The 17,737-nt window shown below is 62.4% G+C and carries 12 protein-coding genes; 7 read left to right on the top strand and 5 right to left on the bottom strand.

Features of this window, described 5'->3' with window-relative positions; translation table 11 throughout:
* Positions 1–31 precede the first annotated feature (31 nt).
* Genes ABDV78_RS01205 through ABDV78_RS01215 form a run of 3 tightly spaced genes read left to right on the top strand, consistent with a single transcriptional unit; the run spans position 32 to position 3,324 of the window.
* A complete protein-coding gene (locus ABDV78_RS01205; protein WP_343525343.1) occupies positions 32–1,222 on the top strand; it encodes a DUF262 domain-containing protein in 1,191 nt (396 codons plus the stop codon).
* Positions 1,219–2,328 carry a DUF3696 domain-containing protein gene (locus tag ABDV78_RS01210; protein WP_343525344.1) on the top strand — a complete coding sequence of 370 codons (1,110 nt, stop codon included), beginning with the start codon at positions 1,219–1,221 and terminating at the stop codon, positions 2,326–2,328. The genes ABDV78_RS01205 and ABDV78_RS01210 overlap by 4 nt, the downstream gene beginning before the upstream one ends.
* A gap of 3 nt (positions 2,329–2,331) precedes the next feature.
* On the top strand, positions 2,332–3,324 hold the full coding sequence (locus ABDV78_RS01215; RefSeq protein ID WP_343525345.1) for a hypothetical protein: 993 nt from the start codon (positions 2,332–2,334) through the stop codon (positions 3,322–3,324).
* A gap of 291 nt (positions 3,325–3,615) precedes the next feature.
* On the opposite strand, the gene ABDV78_RS01220 is transcribed toward ABDV78_RS01215, so the two are convergent.
* The 4 genes from ABDV78_RS01220 to ABDV78_RS01235 form a co-directional block, all read right to left on the bottom strand.
* A complete protein-coding gene (locus ABDV78_RS01220; RefSeq protein WP_343525346.1) occupies positions 3,616–6,825 on the bottom strand; it encodes a type I restriction endonuclease subunit R in 3,210 nt (1,069 codons plus the stop codon).
* Between the two features lie 25 nt (positions 6,826–6,850).
* On the bottom strand, positions 6,851–8,086 hold the full coding sequence (locus ABDV78_RS01225) for a restriction endonuclease subunit S (RefSeq protein ID WP_343525467.1): 1,236 nt from the start codon (positions 8,084–8,086) through the stop codon (positions 6,851–6,853).
* Entirely contained in the window at positions 8,086–9,186 is a 1,101-nt protein-coding gene (locus ABDV78_RS01230; RefSeq protein ID WP_343525347.1) for a Fic family protein, read from the bottom strand. The genes ABDV78_RS01225 and ABDV78_RS01230 overlap by 1 nt, the downstream gene beginning before the upstream one ends.
* Positions 9,187–9,260: 74 nt before the next feature.
* Positions 9,261–10,850 (bottom strand): class I SAM-dependent DNA methyltransferase, encoded by a 1,590-nt coding sequence (locus ABDV78_RS01235; protein WP_343525348.1) that lies wholly within the window; start codon positions 10,848–10,850, stop codon positions 9,261–9,263.
* A 251-nt stretch (positions 10,851–11,101) separates the two neighbouring features.
* Here ABDV78_RS01235 and ABDV78_RS01240 point away from each other — a divergent pair, with 251 nt between their 5' ends.
* Both ABDV78_RS01240 and ABDV78_RS01245 read left to right on the top strand, forming a co-directional pair.
* Positions 11,102–12,004: an HNH endonuclease gene (locus ABDV78_RS01240; protein ID WP_343525349.1), complete on the top strand. Its 903-nt coding sequence runs from the start codon at positions 11,102–11,104 to the stop codon at positions 12,002–12,004.
* A 310-nt stretch (positions 12,005–12,314) separates the two neighbouring features.
* Complete coding sequence (locus ABDV78_RS01245) at positions 12,315–14,594, top strand: MobA/MobL family protein (protein ID WP_343525350.1); 2,280 nt, start codon at positions 12,315–12,317, stop codon at positions 14,592–14,594.
* A gap of 76 nt (positions 14,595–14,670) precedes the next feature.
* On the opposite strand, the gene ABDV78_RS01250 is transcribed toward ABDV78_RS01245, so the two are convergent.
* Positions 14,671–15,792: a recombinase family protein gene (locus ABDV78_RS01250; protein WP_343525351.1), complete on the bottom strand. Its 1,122-nt coding sequence runs from the start codon at positions 15,790–15,792 to the stop codon at positions 14,671–14,673.
* A gap of 183 nt (positions 15,793–15,975) precedes the next feature.
* Here ABDV78_RS01250 and ABDV78_RS01255 point away from each other — a divergent pair, with 183 nt between their 5' ends.
* Both ABDV78_RS01255 and ABDV78_RS01260 read left to right on the top strand, forming a co-directional pair.
* The gene (locus tag ABDV78_RS01255) at positions 15,976–16,167 is read left to right on the top strand and encodes a hypothetical protein (protein WP_343525352.1); all 192 of its coding nucleotides are present in this window, start codon (positions 15,976–15,978) and stop codon (positions 16,165–16,167) included.
* A 241-nt stretch (positions 16,168–16,408) separates the two neighbouring features.
* The gene (locus tag ABDV78_RS01260; RefSeq protein WP_343525353.1) at positions 16,409–17,722 is read left to right on the top strand and encodes an AAA family ATPase; all 1,314 of its coding nucleotides are present in this window, start codon (positions 16,409–16,411) and stop codon (positions 17,720–17,722) included.
* Positions 17,723–17,737 lie beyond the last annotated feature (15 nt).

Here is a 17,737-nt window from a genome sequence, read left to right on the forward strand (position 1 = left end):
GTGACAAACAGGGCTGAGCGAAGGCGCCAGAATGAGCGGACACGACTTGAAGGATCTTACACCCGACGAGGACATCGATGGCCTGGACAGTAGCGAAGAAGCCAGCAGTCATTCCGGCTCCCTCAAGCCGTGGGATCCCAGCAAGATCCGGATCACAACCAAATCCTTCACGCTGCGGGAGATCGTTGGGCAAATCGAAGACGGCGACATTGACTTGTCGCCCGATTTTCAACGGGAATATGTCTGGAAGGAACGTCAGCGGACTCGCCTCATAGAATCGATCTTGCTCGGCATCCCGCTCCCGGCCTTCTACTTTAATCAGTCCGAGAGCGGTTCCTATCAAGTTGTCGATGGTGTCCAACGCCTTTCGACAATCGCCACTTTTATGAAGGACGACCATCGCTTAGCCGAGGTCGATCTCGAATATCTTTCGGACCTAGACGCTTTGACGTACAGCCAGCTCGATACGGCAGCGGTGCGCCGATTCCGGAGCACGCAGATCGTTGTTCATGTCATCGAGCCGCAAACGCCGGACGAAGTGAAGTACGACATCTTTAATCGTGTAAACACGCTCGGCAGCCCCCTTTCAGCTCAGGAGATTCGGCATGCAATGAGCGACGTGCGCTCTCGCTCGTTCCTCGGGAATTTGGTCGAAAGCGATGCTTTCGACGCCGCAACAGAGCAGCATTACTGGAAACGGACTGCAGAAGGCACGAAGGTGCGCGACAGCGGGCGCATGGCCAATCGCGAGCTCGCGCTAAGGTTCTGCGCCTTCCGGTATAGTACGATCGAACAGTATCGCCAGTTTCCTAGTCTCGATGCTTTCCTCATGAATTTCACCAAGCGCATAGACAAGACGGCTGAGCCTGTGCTGACGGATACCGAACTTAGAACGCTGGCATCTGCCTTCGATAAGGCAATGGTAGCGGCGAAAGAAATTCTCGGTCAGGCAGCCTTCCGCCGTTGGCCAATGGACGCCGATCGACGCGAGCCTCGACGCGGACCGATCAATCGCGCCGTTTTCGAAGCACAAGCCAATGCGCTTGCCGATCTCAAGCTTGAAGACATGTTACCGCATCGTGATAAGATCGTCACAGCTTTCCGAAGAGCGTTTGACAATGGCGATTATCTTCGAGCAGTAACCGTCGGTACCGGCGACGCCAATCGAGTAGCATACCGCCTTGATCAAACTCGCAAAATTCTCGCGGATGCCATGAAGTGATAACCGGTATCGCCGTCAGCGGTTTCAAGCGTTTTCAGCATGAGCCCTTCGAGTTCGCACCACTTACCGTGCTCACCGGATTAAACGGAGCCGGCAAGACCTCGTTGCTGCAGGCTATTCTACTCGCAGCTCATGCTTCTACAAGCACCGCCCGCACCTTGAGCCTGAATGGGCCGTTCAATCTCGAATTGGGAATGGCTGAGGACGTGCTCAACTGGATGTGGCCAGGCCCGATCGAGGTCAATGCCGCCGGGATCGGTGGCACGGCAGCAAGGTGGCGTTTTGCCGTTCCGAACGAGGAAGATCTTTATCTCGAGGTGGCTGAGCGGCCGAACAACCCTCCCAAGGCATTTACCGGCGCGCCCAGAACTTTCACGTATCTAAGCGCTGAACGCCTTGGACCCCGTGGCATTAGCCAAGTATCGCCACTTCCCGATACAGAACTGGAAGTTGGCGTTAAGGGTGAATACTGCGCTCATGTCCTTAGCGTCCTTGGTGACATGCTGATTGAAAACCCGGAGCGCTCCCATCCTTTGTATAATGCGCCTTCACAGCGGCTCCTCAAATATGAGGTCGAGCAATGGCTCAGCGAGATCACGCGCCCGATCGAAGTGACCGGTGAACGGATGGCAGCCTCCACCGTCGCGGAATTGCGCTTTCGCAATCCTGGTTCTGATTGGGTCCGCGCGACCAATATGGGGTTTGGCATCTCCTACGCGCTGCCGATTATCCTTGCCGGGCTCATCGCCGAACCCGGCGGCCTCCTAATTGTCGAAAATCCAGAGGCGCATCTGCATCCCGCCGGGCAGTCTCGTATGGGCGTCTTCCTCGCATGGCTTGCGGAACGAGGTGTACAGGTTCTGGTCGAAACACACTCGGACCATCTCGTGAACGGCATCCGCCGCGCAATCGCTGAACACGGTTATCTCGAGCCAACCAGTGCCGTCGTACACTGGTTCGGTGCGGGTGAAACTTTGGACCAGCCCTTCCATGAAACTCTCGCAATTGGCAGTGATGGTAGCCTGTCAAACTGGCCAAACGGCTTTTTCGATCAGTATCAAATTGACGTCTCGGCGCTAGGCCGCGTCAGGCGTGGGCGCCGCTGAGTAGTGGCGTTCATCGTCAACAGCGCAGAGTGGGACTTCAACGGCCTGACTTCGGCAAATGTACAGGAGCGAATCGAGCGAGCGCTGGAATTCATCGAGACGTCAATCGAGCGCGGCGAGGTGGTGGCAGTCGGCGATGATTTTCAGACACGGCCCATGCATGGAACCGAGACTCTCTGGGACCTATTTCACAAGGATTCTGCACTTGCCTTGCCACCAGAACTTTCGCGCGAACTCGAAGCATGGCTGATGCGTGCACCGGGATATTCGAGCGAGCCCTGGCCGTTGGGCTTTGCTAACGAAGGCGTTTCTATTGATGGCGCGCCTCAAACTTTAAATCCAGATGTTGAATGGGTGCATTGCGCGACATGTGATGGCACCCCAATGGCATGTATCACGCTCGGCATTGGGCGCCTCGTACAGACCGAGACGGCAGTAGGGAAAGTACAAATTCACTTCGTTATCAACGAGGTCGATCGAAAAGCATTTTGGAGGAGCGCTATCATCGTTTCTGGTGATACATTAACGAGCCTGGCGACCTATTTGACCAAAGCTTACCCGAATCTCCATTTCGTCGAAGGTGTAGTCAATGACGCTGGTAAGCTTGGAGGTGGATATCTCGCATCTCGTGATCGCGTGCAGACGTCCCTTGCAACGCTGGATGACTGGGGCAAGTGGGTATTCACCTGTCCGCCGCCAGTCCTGACGCCGCAGGAAGCCATGCCTGATAATACTGATGGCTTGCCGTCCAACCAGATCATCGAACATAGATTTAAAGGCTTTAACCTTGACGTCGTACCAGAAAAGCCTAACGTTTATGCCGATGCAGAAAGCCGCAAAGCACGGCAAACAAAGTTAGGAACACGCACGCTATACTGCGAGTGGCATGTTAGGCTTGAGGGGCATCGCAACCGTATTCATCTACATCCGCCGGTAGCTGAAAGCGGAGGTAAGGTTGTAATCGGCATGATTCACGAGCATTTGCCACTGCCCTGAGCCTCGGCTTTTCCTGAGGAAATCACCAAAAATGCCGATCGCATATAGGAGATCAAATCGTAACGAGGTACAGTGGCGACGTAAGCAACCGACGAGGAAGGTGCCGCAATTTCAGGCTGACGAAAGCTAATCCAGTTGTTGATGAACAGGTGACTGTCATCGGGTAGCTTGCAGATTTCCCGCCAACGTCGAAAAATTAATCAAAATGACATTCCGTTGATCATCGATCTACTGGCGCAGGCCGGCAAAATATCGAGATGCTCTTCTCGGCGGTTCGGACCAGAGCAGCGTTCACCACCGTTCGGCGAGCAACTCCGCCTGCTGTATTACCGTCTGCACAGCCACATCCTGAAGGTCTGGTGGAAACCCGTATTTACGCAAGATTCGCTTTACGAGCACCCGCATGCGAGCGCGGGCACTTTCGCGATGCGACCAGTCGACCGTCGCGCTCGCCCTCAGGGTGTTCACCAACTCGGCGGCGATCACCTTCAGGCTGTCATTCCCCATGATGTCCACCGCACTTTCGTTGTCCGCAAGCGCGTCGTAAAAGGCGATCTCGTCGGGGGTCAGGCCTTCGGCTTCGCCACGGGCCTGCTCGGCGCGGATCTGCTTGGCCAATTCGATCAGCGTCTGCAACACCTCGACCGTGCTAACCGCGTTGGTGTGATAGCGGGCGATGGCGTCGGTCAGGCGTTCGGAATAGCGGCGGCTTTCTACCGCGTTGGTGCGGCTGCGAGAGCGGATCTGGTCGCCGAGCAGCTTCTTCAACGCCTCCAGCGCCAGGTTCGGCAGCTCCATCGCCTTCACCTCGGCCAGAAAGTCGTCGGACAGGATCGAAATGTCCGGCGTCGTGAGGCCCGCGGCACGCAATATGTCGACGATCTCGGTCGATACGACCGACCTGTCGATAAGCTGCTGGACGGCGAAGTCGCGATCTTTCACCGTGCCACCGCCGCCGGTCTTGGCAAGCGCGGCACGGATCGTCTGGTAGAAGGCGATGTCGTCGCGGATCGCACGCGCCTCGTCACTGGCGGCCGCCAGGGCAAAAGCCTTGGTCAGCGCAAGCACCGCGTCCTGGAAACGGCGATGCGCCGCCTTGCGGGCCTCGTCGCTCGTCTCCTTCGCCGCCGCCTCGTGCTGTCGAGCAAGAATGAATTCGATCGCTTCCGCCAAGCATTTCAGACGTGCGACCGGTGTGCCGGAAATGCCAGGCGTGCAGTCAAAGCCGTGGAACATCGCCCGCACCACGTCGAACTTCTCGAGCAGCACCGCGACGGCCTCCGCCTCGTCGATACCTGTCTCGGCGGCGTCGGAGGCGGAGTATTGGCCGAGCGCCTTCTTTAGATTCTGGGCGATGCCGATGTAATCGACCACCAGACCGGCCGGCTTGTCGCGGAACACGCGGTTCACGCGCGCGATCGCCTGCATTAGGCCGTGACCGCGCATCGGCTTGTCGATGTACATGGTATGCATCGATGGCGCGTCGAAGCCGGTCAGCCACATGTCCCGCACGATGACCAGCCGCAGCGGATCGGCCGGGTCTTTCGCCCGCTTGGCCAGCAGGTCGCGGCGCGCCTTGTTGCCAATGTGCGGCTGCCAAGCGGGAATGTCGGCGGCGGAGCCGGTCATCACGACCTTTACCGCGCCCGTCTTGTCATCGTCGCTATGCCAGTCGGGCCGCAGTGCGACGATCACGTCGTAGAGCGCGACGCAGATCCGGCGGCTCATACAGACGACCATCGCCTTGCCGTCCATCGCCGCCAGCCGATCCTCGAGATGCGCGACCAGATCGGCGGCGATCATTTCCAGCCGCGCGCTTGATCCGACCAGCTTCTCCACGGCGGACCAGCGCTGCTTCAGCCGTTCCTGCTCGCTCAGCGCCTCGTCTTCGGTCAGGCCGTCGATCTCGGCGTCGATGACCGGCAGTTCCTCGGGCGGCAGCTCGATCCGGGCCAGTCGGCTTTCGTAATAGATCGGCACCGTTGCGCCGTCCTCGACCGCGCGGGCAATATCGTACACGTCGACATAGTCGCCGAACACCGCGGGCGTATTGACGTCATCCTTCTCGATCGGCGTACCGGTAAAGCCGATGAACGAGGCATTGGGCAGTGCATCACGCAGATATTTTGCGAAGCCATAGGCCAGTTCACCGGTCTTGCGGTCGATCCGCGCGCGAAAGCCATATTGCGAACGGTGCGCTTCGTCCGCGATCACGATGACGTTGCGGCGGTCGCTGATCGCGGGATAGCCACTGGTCCCCGGCGGCGGCGCGAATTTCTGCATCGTGGTGAAGATCACCCCGCCGGACGCGCGGTCGAGCCGTTCGATCAGGTCCTCGCGGCTGTCGATCTGGATCGGCGTCTGGCGGATGAGGTCCGAACACATCGAGAAGGTCGCGAACAGTTGATCGTCCAGGTCGTTGCGGTCGGTGATGACGACGATCGTCGGGTTCTCCAGCGCCGGTTCGCGCACCAGTAGCCCGGCGTAGAAGGCCATCAGGAAGCTCTTGCCCGACCCTTGCGTGTGCCAGATCACCCCGATCCGGCGGTCGCCGGCCGGATGCGCGGCGGCGTCAGGCAAGCCGTAGCGCAATGGGCTTTCCCGCATCGCCCCCACCGCCGACACACCCGGCACCGCGCGCAACGTCGCGGCGACGGCGCGCTGGGCGGCGTGGAACTGGTGATAGCCAGCGACGATCTTGACGATGCCGCGCCCGGTGTCGCCGAACACGGTGAAGTCGCGGATCAGCATCAGCAGGCGCTGGCGGTCGAGCACGCCCGCGATCATCACCTCCAGTTCGGGCACGCCCTTGGCGGCGATGTCCTCGCCATCGACGGTGCGCCAGGGCATGAAGCGTTCCTGGTCGGCGGTCAGCGATCCGATCCGCGCGGTCATGCCGTCCGAAGCAATCAGCAGCGCGTTGGTGCGGAACAGCGACCCGATCTCGCTCTTGTAGGTCTGGAGCTGATTGTAGGCGCCGGCGACGGTGGCGTTCTCGTCGCCCGGATTCTTCAGCTCTATGACCGCGATTGGCAGGCCGTTGAGGAACAGCACGATGTCGGGACGGCGGGTGTGGCCGCGCTCGATGACGGTGAACTGGTTGATCGCCACCCAATCGTTCATGTCGAGGCCACCGGCGGGAGTGGTGAAATCGACCAACCGCACCCGGTCGCCACGGATCGTCCCGTCCGGCGCATGATATTCGACCGGCACCCCCTCCACGATCAGCCGGTGGAGCCGCCGATTTTCCTCGACCTGCCCCGGCATCTCGACCGCCAGCACCCGGCGAATCGCGTCGGCCCGGGCATCGGCGGGGATGTGCGGGTTGAGCCGATCGACCGCCGCGGTCAGGCGCGCGGTCAGGATCACGTCGCTGTTCGCCGTGCGCTCGGGTGCCTTGCCGTCGGGCGAGGCATCGATGCCATAGGCGACCTGCCAGCCCTGTTCGGCCAACCACGCGAGCGCGGCGTCCTCGACGATGGATTCGGTCAGCTTCGCCATCAGGCGGGCGTGCCGGTGGTGTTGATCATGCCGCCAGCGCCTTGGCGTCGCGGACGCGGAGTTCGCCGGACATCAGTTTAGGGAGCAACGCGTCGCGGGTGGCGGCGAGGGTAGCCGCTTGTGCAATATTTGCTTCGCGTTTCGCATACAATTCTCCAGCGATCTTATCGAAGGCGAGGATGGCTACCATCGGTGGCTTAACAACGGGCAGGTTGTGGATGTGATTTCGATTTAACGTCGGAACCGCAGAACCGGCATTGAACGAGCCAATGTCTATTTCGAGGAGGACATGAAATGCATGGAGCGGCGTAGAATTTGGATACTCCTTGATCCACAAGGACGTGTTCAAGGGCCAGAAATCTTCGGCGACGTAATAGACACCCCCCAGCACGCCGGATCGCCCGGTACACACACCAGGGCCATCAACCCGCTTCTCATTGTGGGTGCCGCTGGGGCCACTGGCAGCGATAACGGGGAAAGCTCCATCGGTTCTATCGCCTTTGGGAAGATCGAATCCCCTCTGCAAAACCAGCACCTCGTTGAGCGTCCCCCATTCCCACCCCTCCGGCACGCCATTTTCACCGAGGCGGTCGGGGAAGAGTGACCAGAGATCAGGGGCGAGATAGGCGGGGCGGCCTTCTGCCTTGGCGCGGGTGGGGCCGAAATCGACGAACCAGTCCCGAAACAACGCCCGCGCGCTCGCCTCCAGCGTCTCGTTCATCCGCCGGTTGAGCTCGATCTTTTCGTCGAGGGCCGAAAGGACGGTTGCGATCGCGCGCTGTTGATGGCGGTCCGGCCATAACACCGGGGCATCACGAAGAATTCCGAGATTAATATGCGGAACGCCGGTCTGAATAGTCGATGTCTTAATATATTCGAGGAAAAATGATGAAGTGAGATAGTGGTATACAAAGTCGCGATCTGCGACTTTCTGATCGACAGACACGGCCATCTGACTCTGCGAAACTACATACTGCTTGTAGCTGCTATCGGGAACGATGGCGACCTGGCCAAGTGTTCCACGCTGCGTCACGATGATATCGCCGGGCCTAGCTGTATTGGTAGTTAAATCCTGCGCAAATTTCTCGTGCGAGACAAAGACGAAATCACCCGCGATCTCACGACCAAGATCCATGTTCCTGCCGCGAATAACCGGCACACCGTCTGCTACATAATGCGCTTGGGTTAGCTTCGAACCAAATGGCCCGCCGATGACGCGATGCTTTCCACCGACCGCGTCGGCGAAAGATTGCAACATCATCACGCCGCCCCATCCACAAACAAAGCCACCAATCGCTGGTTCATATAATAGTTATTCCGCCCAATCCGCTGTTTGTCCAGAAACCCCGCCGCCGCCAGGGTGTCGAGATATTTCGTCGCGGTCGGCCGGGAAATCCCCAGTTCCTGCTCGACATATTCGATCCGCGTGTAGGGGTGGCGGAACAGATTGTTGAGCAAGTCCTGCGAATAGACCTTGGGATGGTCAGTCCGGATACGCTGCTTGTACTCGGCCATCAGCATCCGCATCCCCTCGATCAGCGCGAGCGTGTCCTTCGCCGTCTGCGCGACGCCTTGGATCATGTAGAGCAGCCATGCCTCCCAGGCTTCGGCGGACCCGCGCGTGTCACGCACGGCCTGCAACAGCCGGTAATAATCGCCCTTCCGGCCGGTGATCCAACGGCTGAGATACAGCACCGGCACGTCGAGCAGCCCGGTGCGCGTCAGGTACAGCATGTTGATGATCCGTCCGACGCGGCCGTTGCCGTCGCTGAACGGGTGGATGCTTTCGAACTGGTGATGGATGATCGCCATCTTCACCAGCGGGTCGAGATCGCTGGCGTCATCCTCGTTGATGAACCGCTCCAGCGCGGCCATGTGTCCGCGCACCGCATCGCCCTCCTGCGGGGGGACGTACACCATCTCGCCGGTCTGGTCGTTCTTCAGCGCAGTGCCGGGGGTGTTGCGGAACGTCTCGTCGGTGCGCTTCAGCATCTGGAACATGGCGACGATCATGTTGTTCGTCAGCAGGCCGCCCAGTCGCCGCTGCTGTACGAAGCCCTCGCGCAGGGCTTCGGCATAGCGCGCGACTTCCTTCGCATCAGCGGACGAGGGGTTTTCCGGAAAGACGCTGGCGCGGAACAGCTCGTCCTGCGTGGTGACGATGTTCTCGATTTCCGAGCTGGCTTTGGCTTCCTGCAACGCCAGCGTGTCAATCAGGATGCCCTGGTTGGGGATCGCGGCGGCGCGGCCCTTCAACTCCGCCAGATGCCGATGCGCCTGCGTCAGCGCGCGCAGCACTGCCGCCGTTTCCTGCACCCCCGGAGGGGGCAGGTCCGGGATGATGTAGCTCGCCTTGAGCATCGGACAGCCTCGTGAAAGAAATGTGCGATTTTTTCGCACGTCGCTAGTGACGTGTAAAGGAAACCCGATTTTCTTTACACGTCCGCCGAACGTGTCAAATCCGTTGCTGCATCGTCGGGCACAATCACGCTGGCCAGCCTCTGACGGATGACGTCGGTCAGCCGCGCGCTTTCGGCGAACTGCTCTTCCAGCGTCGCCTGCAGCGTGGCGAAGCGTTCGGCGAAGGAAATTGTGTCCGCTTCAACGTCTTCGGCGCCGACATAGCGGCCGGGGGTGAGGACATAGCCATGGCTCGCAATGACGTCATGCCGCGCTGCGCAGGCGAAACCCGGGACATCCGCATAGCCTTCACCCTCGCGCCAAGCATGATAGGTGTCGGAGATCTTCGCGATGTCGGCATCGCTGAACTCGCGCCGTGTGCGGTCGACCATGTGGCCGAGCTTGCGCGCGTCGATGAACAGAATCTCACCGCGCCGGTCGCGCAGCTTCTTGTTACGGCCAATGCCGTTCGACTTATCCTTCGCCAGGAACCAGATGCACACTGGAATCTGGGTCGAATAGAAGAGTTGACCCGGCATCGCGATCATGCAGTCGATCACGTCGCCATCCACCATCGCCCGGCGGATGTCACCTTCGCCATTCTGTGTCGAGGACATCGACCCGTTGGCCAGGATGACGCCCGCGGTGCCGGTGGGCGCCAGATGGTGCAGGATGTGCTGGAGCCAGGCGAAGTTGGCGTTGCTGGCGGGCGGCGGACCGAACTGCCACCGCGCATCCTGCTTGATCCGGTCGCCGCCCCAGTCGGAGATGTTAAACGGCGGATTTGCGAGCACGTAATCGGCGCGAAGGTCAGGCAACTCGTCCTTGTGGAAACTGCCCTCGCTGTTCCAGCGGATGTCGGCGTCGATGCCGCGCACCGCCAGGTTCATCATCGCCAGCCGCCACGTCGTATGGTTGGATTCCTGGCCATAGATGGCGATGTCGCCGATCCGCCCGCCGTGGCTTTCGACGAACTTCTCCGACTGAACGAACATGCCGCCGCTGCCGCAGCACGGATCATACACGCGGCCCTTATACGGTTCGAGCATCTCGACCATCGTCCGCACAACCGAGCGCGGGGTGTAGAACTCACCGCCACGCTTGCCTTCGCTGCCCGCGAACTGGCCGAGGAAATATTCGTAGACCCGGCCCAGCAGGTCGCGGGACGCGTTGCTGGCGTCTTTGAAGCCTATGCCGGAGATCAGGTCGATCAGCTCGCCGAGCATCACCGCGTTCAGGCCGGGGCGGGCGTAATCCTTGGGCAGAACGCCCTTCAGCCCCGGATTGACCTTCTCGATTTCCAGCATGGCGTCGTCGATGATCTTGCCGATGCCGGGTTGCTTCGCGCTCGCCTGCAGGTGGGACCAGCGCGCCCCCTTCGGCACCCAGAAGATGTTGTCGGCACGATATTCGTCCTCGTCCTCGGCGCCTTCGGGATACTCGGCGAGGAGTTCGGCATGCTTCGCCTCGAACCCCTCGGATATGTGCTTCAGGAAAATCAGGCCGAGCACGACGTGCTTGTAGTCGGAGGGCTCCATGTTGCCGCGTAGCTTGTCGGCCGCGCGGAAGAGCTCCGCCTCAAAACCCAAAACTCCGCCCGCTATCTTCTTCGCTACCCGTGCCATGCCGATCCTGATCGATATCTTTCAGCCCTGATAGCCACCGTGCGTGGCGGCGGCTACCATCATGCCGCATCGCAATATGCCGGAAACAGCCGGGATCGGCATGACCAACGATAGAAACTGGAAAGCAGGCATGAGGCTGCGAATGACGGTTTGGGTGACGGATTATGGTAGCGCCGATCTGCCGGGCTTGCGCCATAAGGGATAGGCTCCGGCTAATTTGCAGAACCTCAACATCCCGCTAAGCCATGCCTATGGCGTTCGGCGTTTTCATCCACCGGTTTGACTCGATCTACGATGACACACCGGCGGAGCGCTATCAGTTCCCATCCCAGTACCTGAGCCGCGCTCAAGCATGTCTCGGTGACTGGATCATCTATTATGAGCCCCGCAAGGTGCGAGACACCCGCGGCTATTTCGCCGTTGCTAAGGTCGAGCGGATCGCGCCGGACCCAACTGCGCCCGGCATGTACCTCGCGCTGATCGAGCCGGGCAGCTATCTCGATTTCGCAACACCTGTCCCCTTCGCAGATGCGGACGGTCAGGTCATCGAGCGTGGCGTCCTGAACGATGCCGGCCGGATCTCCGGCCGTGCTCAGGCTGCCGTACGGTCGCTGTCCCCGGCGGACTTCAACCGCATCGTCTCAGCCGGGCTCGATGACACCAGCCCGCTGCTGCCCCGCACCGACGACGTTGATCCGCCAACCGCCGTCCGGGAGGATCGCACGCCTTTCGTCTTTGACGAAGCCCGCGAGCGGGTCACGACGCTGGTCTCGCGCGTGGTCCGGGATCGGGTGTTCCGTCGTATTGTGCTGCGCGCCTATGACGAGCGCTGCGCCGTCACCGGGCTGAAGCTGATCAACGGCGGCGGTCGTGCCGAGGTGGAGGCCGCCCATATCCGTCCCGTCGAGGCAAACGGTCCCGACATCATCAGCAACGGCATGGCGCTGTCGGGCACGGCGCACTGGATGTTCGACCGGGGCCTGATCGGCTTCGACGACGACATGCGCATCCTGGTGTCACGCCAGGTCAACGATCCGGACAGCGTCCGCTCGATCGTGAACCCGTCTGGCTGTGCGATCCTGCCCGCGCATCTGGCGAGCCGACCGCATCCCGACTTCGTGCGCTGGCATCGCGACCACCGCTTCAAGCAGTAACTGGCACCGGTCCGAACGCTCCGTGGAAGCGGAGCGGTGAACAGCGTGATTCAGGGAGGCGCAATTCCGCAAAGATGAATCCTTCACCTTTGCGTGCGTCGCCATGCGGCGAGGCGAGGCCGGGACGCCGGGGTCGGCGTCCCCAAGGGCGCGCCGGAGGCGCGGCCCGTCGGTGGCTTGGGCCCCCTCGGGAAAAAGCGCCGGCGGGTGATTCTCACCGTGATTCGCGTCCTGTACCATGGATGGCAACAGGAGTCCGGCTATGTCGATCCAGCGTCCCCTCGGTCCCATCGGTCATTGTTCTGCACGGTTGCGACGCCTGCTCGCGATCGAGGAGGAAGAGGCGCTCGGCCGCACGGTACGGGTCCGGCGGGATGTCCGTGACGCGGTCAGGGACCGGAAGCCGCACGGCAATCGCTGGTCGCGCTCTCCCAATTTCGCGGTACCGGGTGCCTTCCACCAGCGGTTCGTCTCGGCAGACGGAAAGGTCACCTTCAACTTCACCTTCGAGCCGGTCAGCAAGACCAGCGATGGCGGCTGCCAGATCAAGACGTCGGAGGGAACCAGGCGATTGGAGGCCGGGGCACCGAAGGACCACGATGCCTATATCGACCGTCCCGGGGCGGTGGAGGTCACGATCTCACCGGACGGATTCGACCGCTATGCGGTGAGACCGTCCGCGACGGAGGCAATCGATGGCGAGCGCGCCGTCTTTTCCAACATCTCGCCCGATCCACTGGAACGGCAAGCCTATTGGCAGGCCGTGCACGAGTGCGAACGCACGCCCGGCGTGGACCGGCTGACGCTGGTGCCGGAGAATGCGTCGCGCGGCGCCTGGCAGGCGCTGGCGGCCGCGCCCGATGTCCCTGAGGCGGTGCGCGACATTGCCGCCGTCTTCGCCACCGCCAGGGGCAAGCGCAAAGCCCGCGCCATCCCGCTCGATGATCTGGCAATCGACGGTGCCGCCGCGCGCGAATTGGCGGAGACGCTCGCCACGATCCTGGGGACCGGCAAGAAGAAGTCGGCTGTCAGGGTCTCGAAGGGACGTGGCGGACGGACGCAATACCGGTTGACGGCGGAGTTTCCCGATGGGCTCGATGCCGTGGGTCGGCGAGCGATCACCCAAGCCATCTGCGACCGGCTGGATTCGGCCGGCATCATGTACGTCGCCGCGATCCATGCGCCCGATCATCACAATGACCACCGCAATCACCACCTGCATCTTGCCTGTCATGACCGACCCGCCAGGAAGATCGGGGACCGTTGGGACTTCACGATCGCCGAGGAGGTCGAGGGACAGCATCGCCGGGTCCGCTATCCGTACGCACAGAAGAAGGTGGCCGAATGGTCTCGCGATCCGGGCGGCGGGAACCATCGCTACTATGGCAGCACCTCGGTGGCTGAGATGCGGGCATTCTTCGCCGACCGGTGCAACGAGGAACTCGACCGGCTGGGCGCCACCCGCAAGTTCCATCCAGGCACGCTGCGCTCGCTGGGGTGCGAGCGCGACGGGCAGAAGCCACTCGGCACCCGTGCGGCGCCGCTGGAGGCCGTCGGCGTGCCGACCGCGAAGGGCATCGACAATGCCGAGCTCCTCTGGTCGGCCCTGCTGCGCGAAGCGTGGACCGCGGCTGAGGAGCGCACCAAGGCCCGCACCGCCCTCCGCCGCCGGCTGGCCGAGGCGGAGCGTCGGTTCACGGAGGGAGCGGTTGTCGATCAGGCCCACGTCGCCGCCATCCGTGATCTGACCGCCCGGCTCGATGTGGCCGACGCGGTGCTGCGCCAGCATGATGCCGAATGCGCCGAGTACGACGTCACGCTGGCCATGGCACGCGCCCGCCCGGACAAGACGATCACCGTCTGCCGCCGCATCCTGAAGGCCATCGGCGAAGGCAAGGCGGACTCGGCCGAGCAGCGGGCGAACGCCGCGATCGCAGCCCGCGCTGACGCAGCCGAGGCGTTCCTCGCCGGCATCGCCGCCATCGAGCGCGATCATGCCCCGGTGCTGGCCGAGTACCGGACGGCGGTCACAACGGCCCAGGCGGAGGTCGAGGCGATCGCGGATGCGGCAACGCCGCTGATCGAACGCCCTGCACCTGCTCGCACCCTCGAGCCGGCCCGTCCGGACCTGCGGGCAACGCTCGAGGCGCTGTTCGACCGGATCATGACGGACGACATACCGATCCTGCCGCCGGGCGGCACGGTGACCGAATATCGTGTGCCCGGCGTGACGCGCGTAGAATTCGCCGCTCTGACCACGCCCGCCCTGGCCGAGATGGCGCAGAAGCGCCTTGCCGCGCTGGCTGACATTCAAGCCAAGCGGATGACCGCTGCCGCAAAGCATGTGGCATCAATCGGCACGGACGGCCTGACGCGTGCCACCGCCGATGGCGACCCGGGCGCGGCGCGGACGCTGAAGCACATCCGCGCCTATGGCACCCATCCCGTCTATCTGCATGCCGTGGCAACGGCGCAGAGGGCAGAACCGCAGGTCGCCACCAGAGTCGACGAGAGCGGCAGCGCATGGCGCCGATTGGTCGGGGGGGCTATTCGGACGCAATACGCCAATTCAACCAACCACCCGCATTGAACCAATACCGCAGCCACACACGTCGGAACCGGCCAGGGATCCGGCACCATCCTCGCGCGACGAGGCCATCGCTGCGCTAGCCGCCGCGCTCCTCGCTGAACCCACCCTGCGGGTCGTCGAACGGGAGCATGGGCTCGTCATCGATACCGCCGACGCTCCCGAATGGCGGATGTCCGCCGACGCCTTTGCCGACGCGCCGGCGGTCCTTGACGCGATGCGTCGACGTCACGCGGCGCCGTGGCTTGACCACAGCGTCGCTGAACGGAACCGCCTGCTGGCCGACCTCCGCGCCGCCCTGATGAGTGTCACCCGGCCTCCCCTCCGGAAGATCGGGGAACAGTGGAACATCGACCTCCCCGACAAACGGCTCGCTGCCCTTGTCACCCGCTGGCGCGGGTACGACCGTCTCGACGCCCTTCTGGCTGACGTCGATCACCAGCGGCGGGGGACCGGCGTCGATCGATACGTCGTCGAGGGATCGACCAGCGTCGGGACCGGCGACGCGACCGTCAGCCGCGTCCCGGATCTCGGCACGGATCGTGGTGATGGGCTGCAGGACGACCGCGCCTTCGTCCCCATGGGCTGGGGGGACCGGGGTCGGGGGCAGGACGGTGGACGCTAGGTAGCGCTTCACCGTCGCCCCGCTGATGCCGAACTGCCTGGCGGTGACGGACAGGCTCGCCCCGTTCGTGCTGCGCCAGGCGATGACCTCGACGGGGTCCGCCTTGCGCGGTCGCCCGAGGCTCGCCTTGCCACGGTGCGTCCGGCCGGTGGCGGCGAGCGACTTCCTAGCGTGATCACGCCCGGCCTGGGTGCGCTCGCGGATGGCCTCACGCTCCATCTCCGCGATCTCTGCCAGCACCGCGACGATCAGCCGACCTGCGCTCGAGCTGATCGAGCCGAGTCCACGGACGACGATCTCGACGCCCCTGTCGTTGAGCGCCCGCACCGTCGCGTGGATGTCGATGGCATTGCGGCCCAGCCGATCAATGGCGGTGACGTGCAGCCTGTCGCCCTCGCGGAGGTATCCGAGCATTGCAGCGAAGCCGGATCGATCCCGGGCCAGCACCGAGCCGCTGACGCCCTCATCGAAGAATTCCTTGTCGAAGGGCTGGTTCGTCGATCCGAGCAACGCGCTACGCTGCGCCTCGATCGTCTGACCGCTGGTCGACACACGGTAATAGGCAATCTCACTCATTCTTTTTCATCCTGGGGTGAAAGTTACCCCAGCACTTCCGAACCTAGCTCAATTGCCTTTCTTCTATCTTCTGGGCCCGCGCTGACGCCCGTCGAGACCTTGGCGCGAAAGTTGGAACTTTCGCACGGAGGAAGACGAGGGAGGACCGAGTGTGTGGAGGAGGATGAAATGAGACCGCCGACGATGACGGACGAAGAGGCAGACGCCCTCTGGCTAGAAATGTGCCTCGAACTGGCCAAGCCGCCCATCGAAACCATCGCGGTAAACGACAATGCCGGCCACATCCCCGTCAGAAAGGACCAGGGACCGCGTCGGTACTGTTTCGTCTATACCGCTCAGACATTCATGATGGCCGAATGGCAGGATGTTCGCTGATCGACGACAGAAACGCGAACGCTTGGCGTTAAGTGGGGGTAAGGGGGTGTAGTCGCTGTGCAGTTCCCACTGCTCATCGCCTCCACCCCCTTACCCCCATAACTATTATACTGACCAATCCCTGCGATCGGGTCAACAGGTGCACGTCCTCGACAAAGCGATCGGGATCGCCGGTGGCTGCGCGTAAGCCTGACTTTAACGACCCGGCCGTATCCCAGCTGCCTATAGAGGGAACCGCCAGATGACCGGAGAAAGTTGGACTGTCCGCGCCCGCCAAGGACACTATCAAGCTGTCGATGCGGCATCGGACCGACAGACGATGGACTATGCCGTCGAGGGCCTGATGCCTGCCACCGGGGCAACGATCTGGTTCGGCGCAGGATCGACCGGCAAGACGCAGCTGCTTCTCTGGCTCGCGGCGCATATTGCCGCCGCCGGCGATAAGACGCCGCGTCAGTGGCTAGGCGCGGATGTCAACGTCCGCGGCCATGTGCTGGTCCTGACCGCCGAGGATCTGCGCGAGCATGTGCTCCAGCGCATCGGCATGATCGCCCGCCGCATGATCGACCAGTCTGGCGGCTCCGACGAGGACGTCGCGGCGCTTTGCCGGCGTATCCATGTCATGGCCTTCCTGAGCATGGACACGACGGAGTTCACGGAGCCTAATCCCTGCCTGTTCAAACGGGGAGCAGGCGGATGGCAGCCAAGCGCTGTCCTCAAGGGCGTCGAATCCTTCCTCGACGACTGGAACGCCCGCGCCGAGGACAATGGTCGCCCCGAGGACCGGATCGTCGGGGTCATTCTCGACTCCGCCGTATCGATGGCGGGATTCGAACTCGCCAATTCCGAGGCGACGACGAACTTCCTCTTCTACCTGAATCGCCTGTCACGGCGGCAGAAGATGTTCTGGGCGGTGATCGGCCACACGCCGAAGGACGCGGCAAAGAAGGCCGACGACGCCGCGATCGAGCGGCTGCGTGGCTCGGCCATGTGGTCGACCACGCCCCGCACCGTCGTCGAAGTCCGGCTCGCCGGACCGTCCGAGGACCTGGAATCCGTTCGCGCCGCCCATCCCGGCCTGACCGACCGCGACGTCGTCATCGTCGAGGTGGCCAAGGCAAACTCGCTCGGCGCCGATCTGCGGCCTCGCGCGCTGCTCCGGGACAAGCGCGGCGCCTATGACGATATCACGTCGGACTTCCCCGGCATCTTCAGTGCGGCCCCTGCGCCGTCGCGGGGCAAGGCGACCCTGCATACACCCGAGCTCCGCCGCGCCGTTCTAGCCCTGCTCGCGACGTTCGACGGCGGTAAGCCAGGCACCGTCATCGAACGGGACGCGATCCGTGGCGCGTTCAACGCGGCGAAGGCATCGTCCCCGGTCCTCGCCGCAATCTCCGACGAGATCGAAGGCAAGCGTGGGAAAACACCCGGAACGCTGGCCAAGGAACTGGCGGACATGAACAAGGCCGGTCTGATCGATACGCACCGGGGTAACATCCGCATCGTCGACCTCGCGGCCGACAATGACCAGCCGTTGGCTGAGGCCGCAGAATAGCAAGAGCGTGCATTC

The sequence above is a fragment of the Sphingomonas sp. genome (assembly GCF_039594485.1).
Classification (GTDB): domain Bacteria; phylum Pseudomonadota; class Alphaproteobacteria; order Sphingomonadales; family Sphingomonadaceae; genus Sphingomonas.

Coding starts and splice junctions, on each gene's coding strand:
- ABDV78_RS01225 (WP_343525467.1), bottom strand. CDS start 8,086: ATGATGTTGCAATCTTTCGCCGACGCGGTCGGTGGAAAGCATCGCGTC.
- ABDV78_RS01235 (WP_343525348.1), bottom strand. CDS start 10,850: ATGGCACGGGTAGCGAAGAAGATAGCGGGCGGAGTTTTGGGTTTTGAG.
- ABDV78_RS01230 (WP_343525347.1), bottom strand. CDS start 9,186: ATGCTCAAGGCGAGCTACATCATCCCGGACCTGCCCCCTCCGGGGGTG.
- ABDV78_RS01205 (WP_343525343.1), top strand. CDS start 32: ATGAGCGGACACGACTTGAAGGATCTTACACCCGACGAGGACATCGAT.
- ABDV78_RS01250 (WP_343525351.1), bottom strand. CDS start 15,792: ATGAGTGAGATTGCCTATTACCGTGTGTCGACCAGCGGTCAGACGATC.
- ABDV78_RS01240 (WP_343525349.1), top strand. CDS start 11,102: ATGGCGTTCGGCGTTTTCATCCACCGGTTTGACTCGATCTACGATGAC.
- ABDV78_RS01220 (WP_343525346.1), bottom strand. CDS start 6,825: ATGGCGAAGCTGACCGAATCCATCGTCGAGGACGCCGCGCTCGCGTGG.
- ABDV78_RS01255 (WP_343525352.1), top strand. CDS start 15,976: ATGACGGACGAAGAGGCAGACGCCCTCTGGCTAGAAATGTGCCTCGAA.
- ABDV78_RS01260 (WP_343525353.1), top strand. CDS start 16,409: ATGACCGGAGAAAGTTGGACTGTCCGCGCCCGCCAAGGACACTATCAA.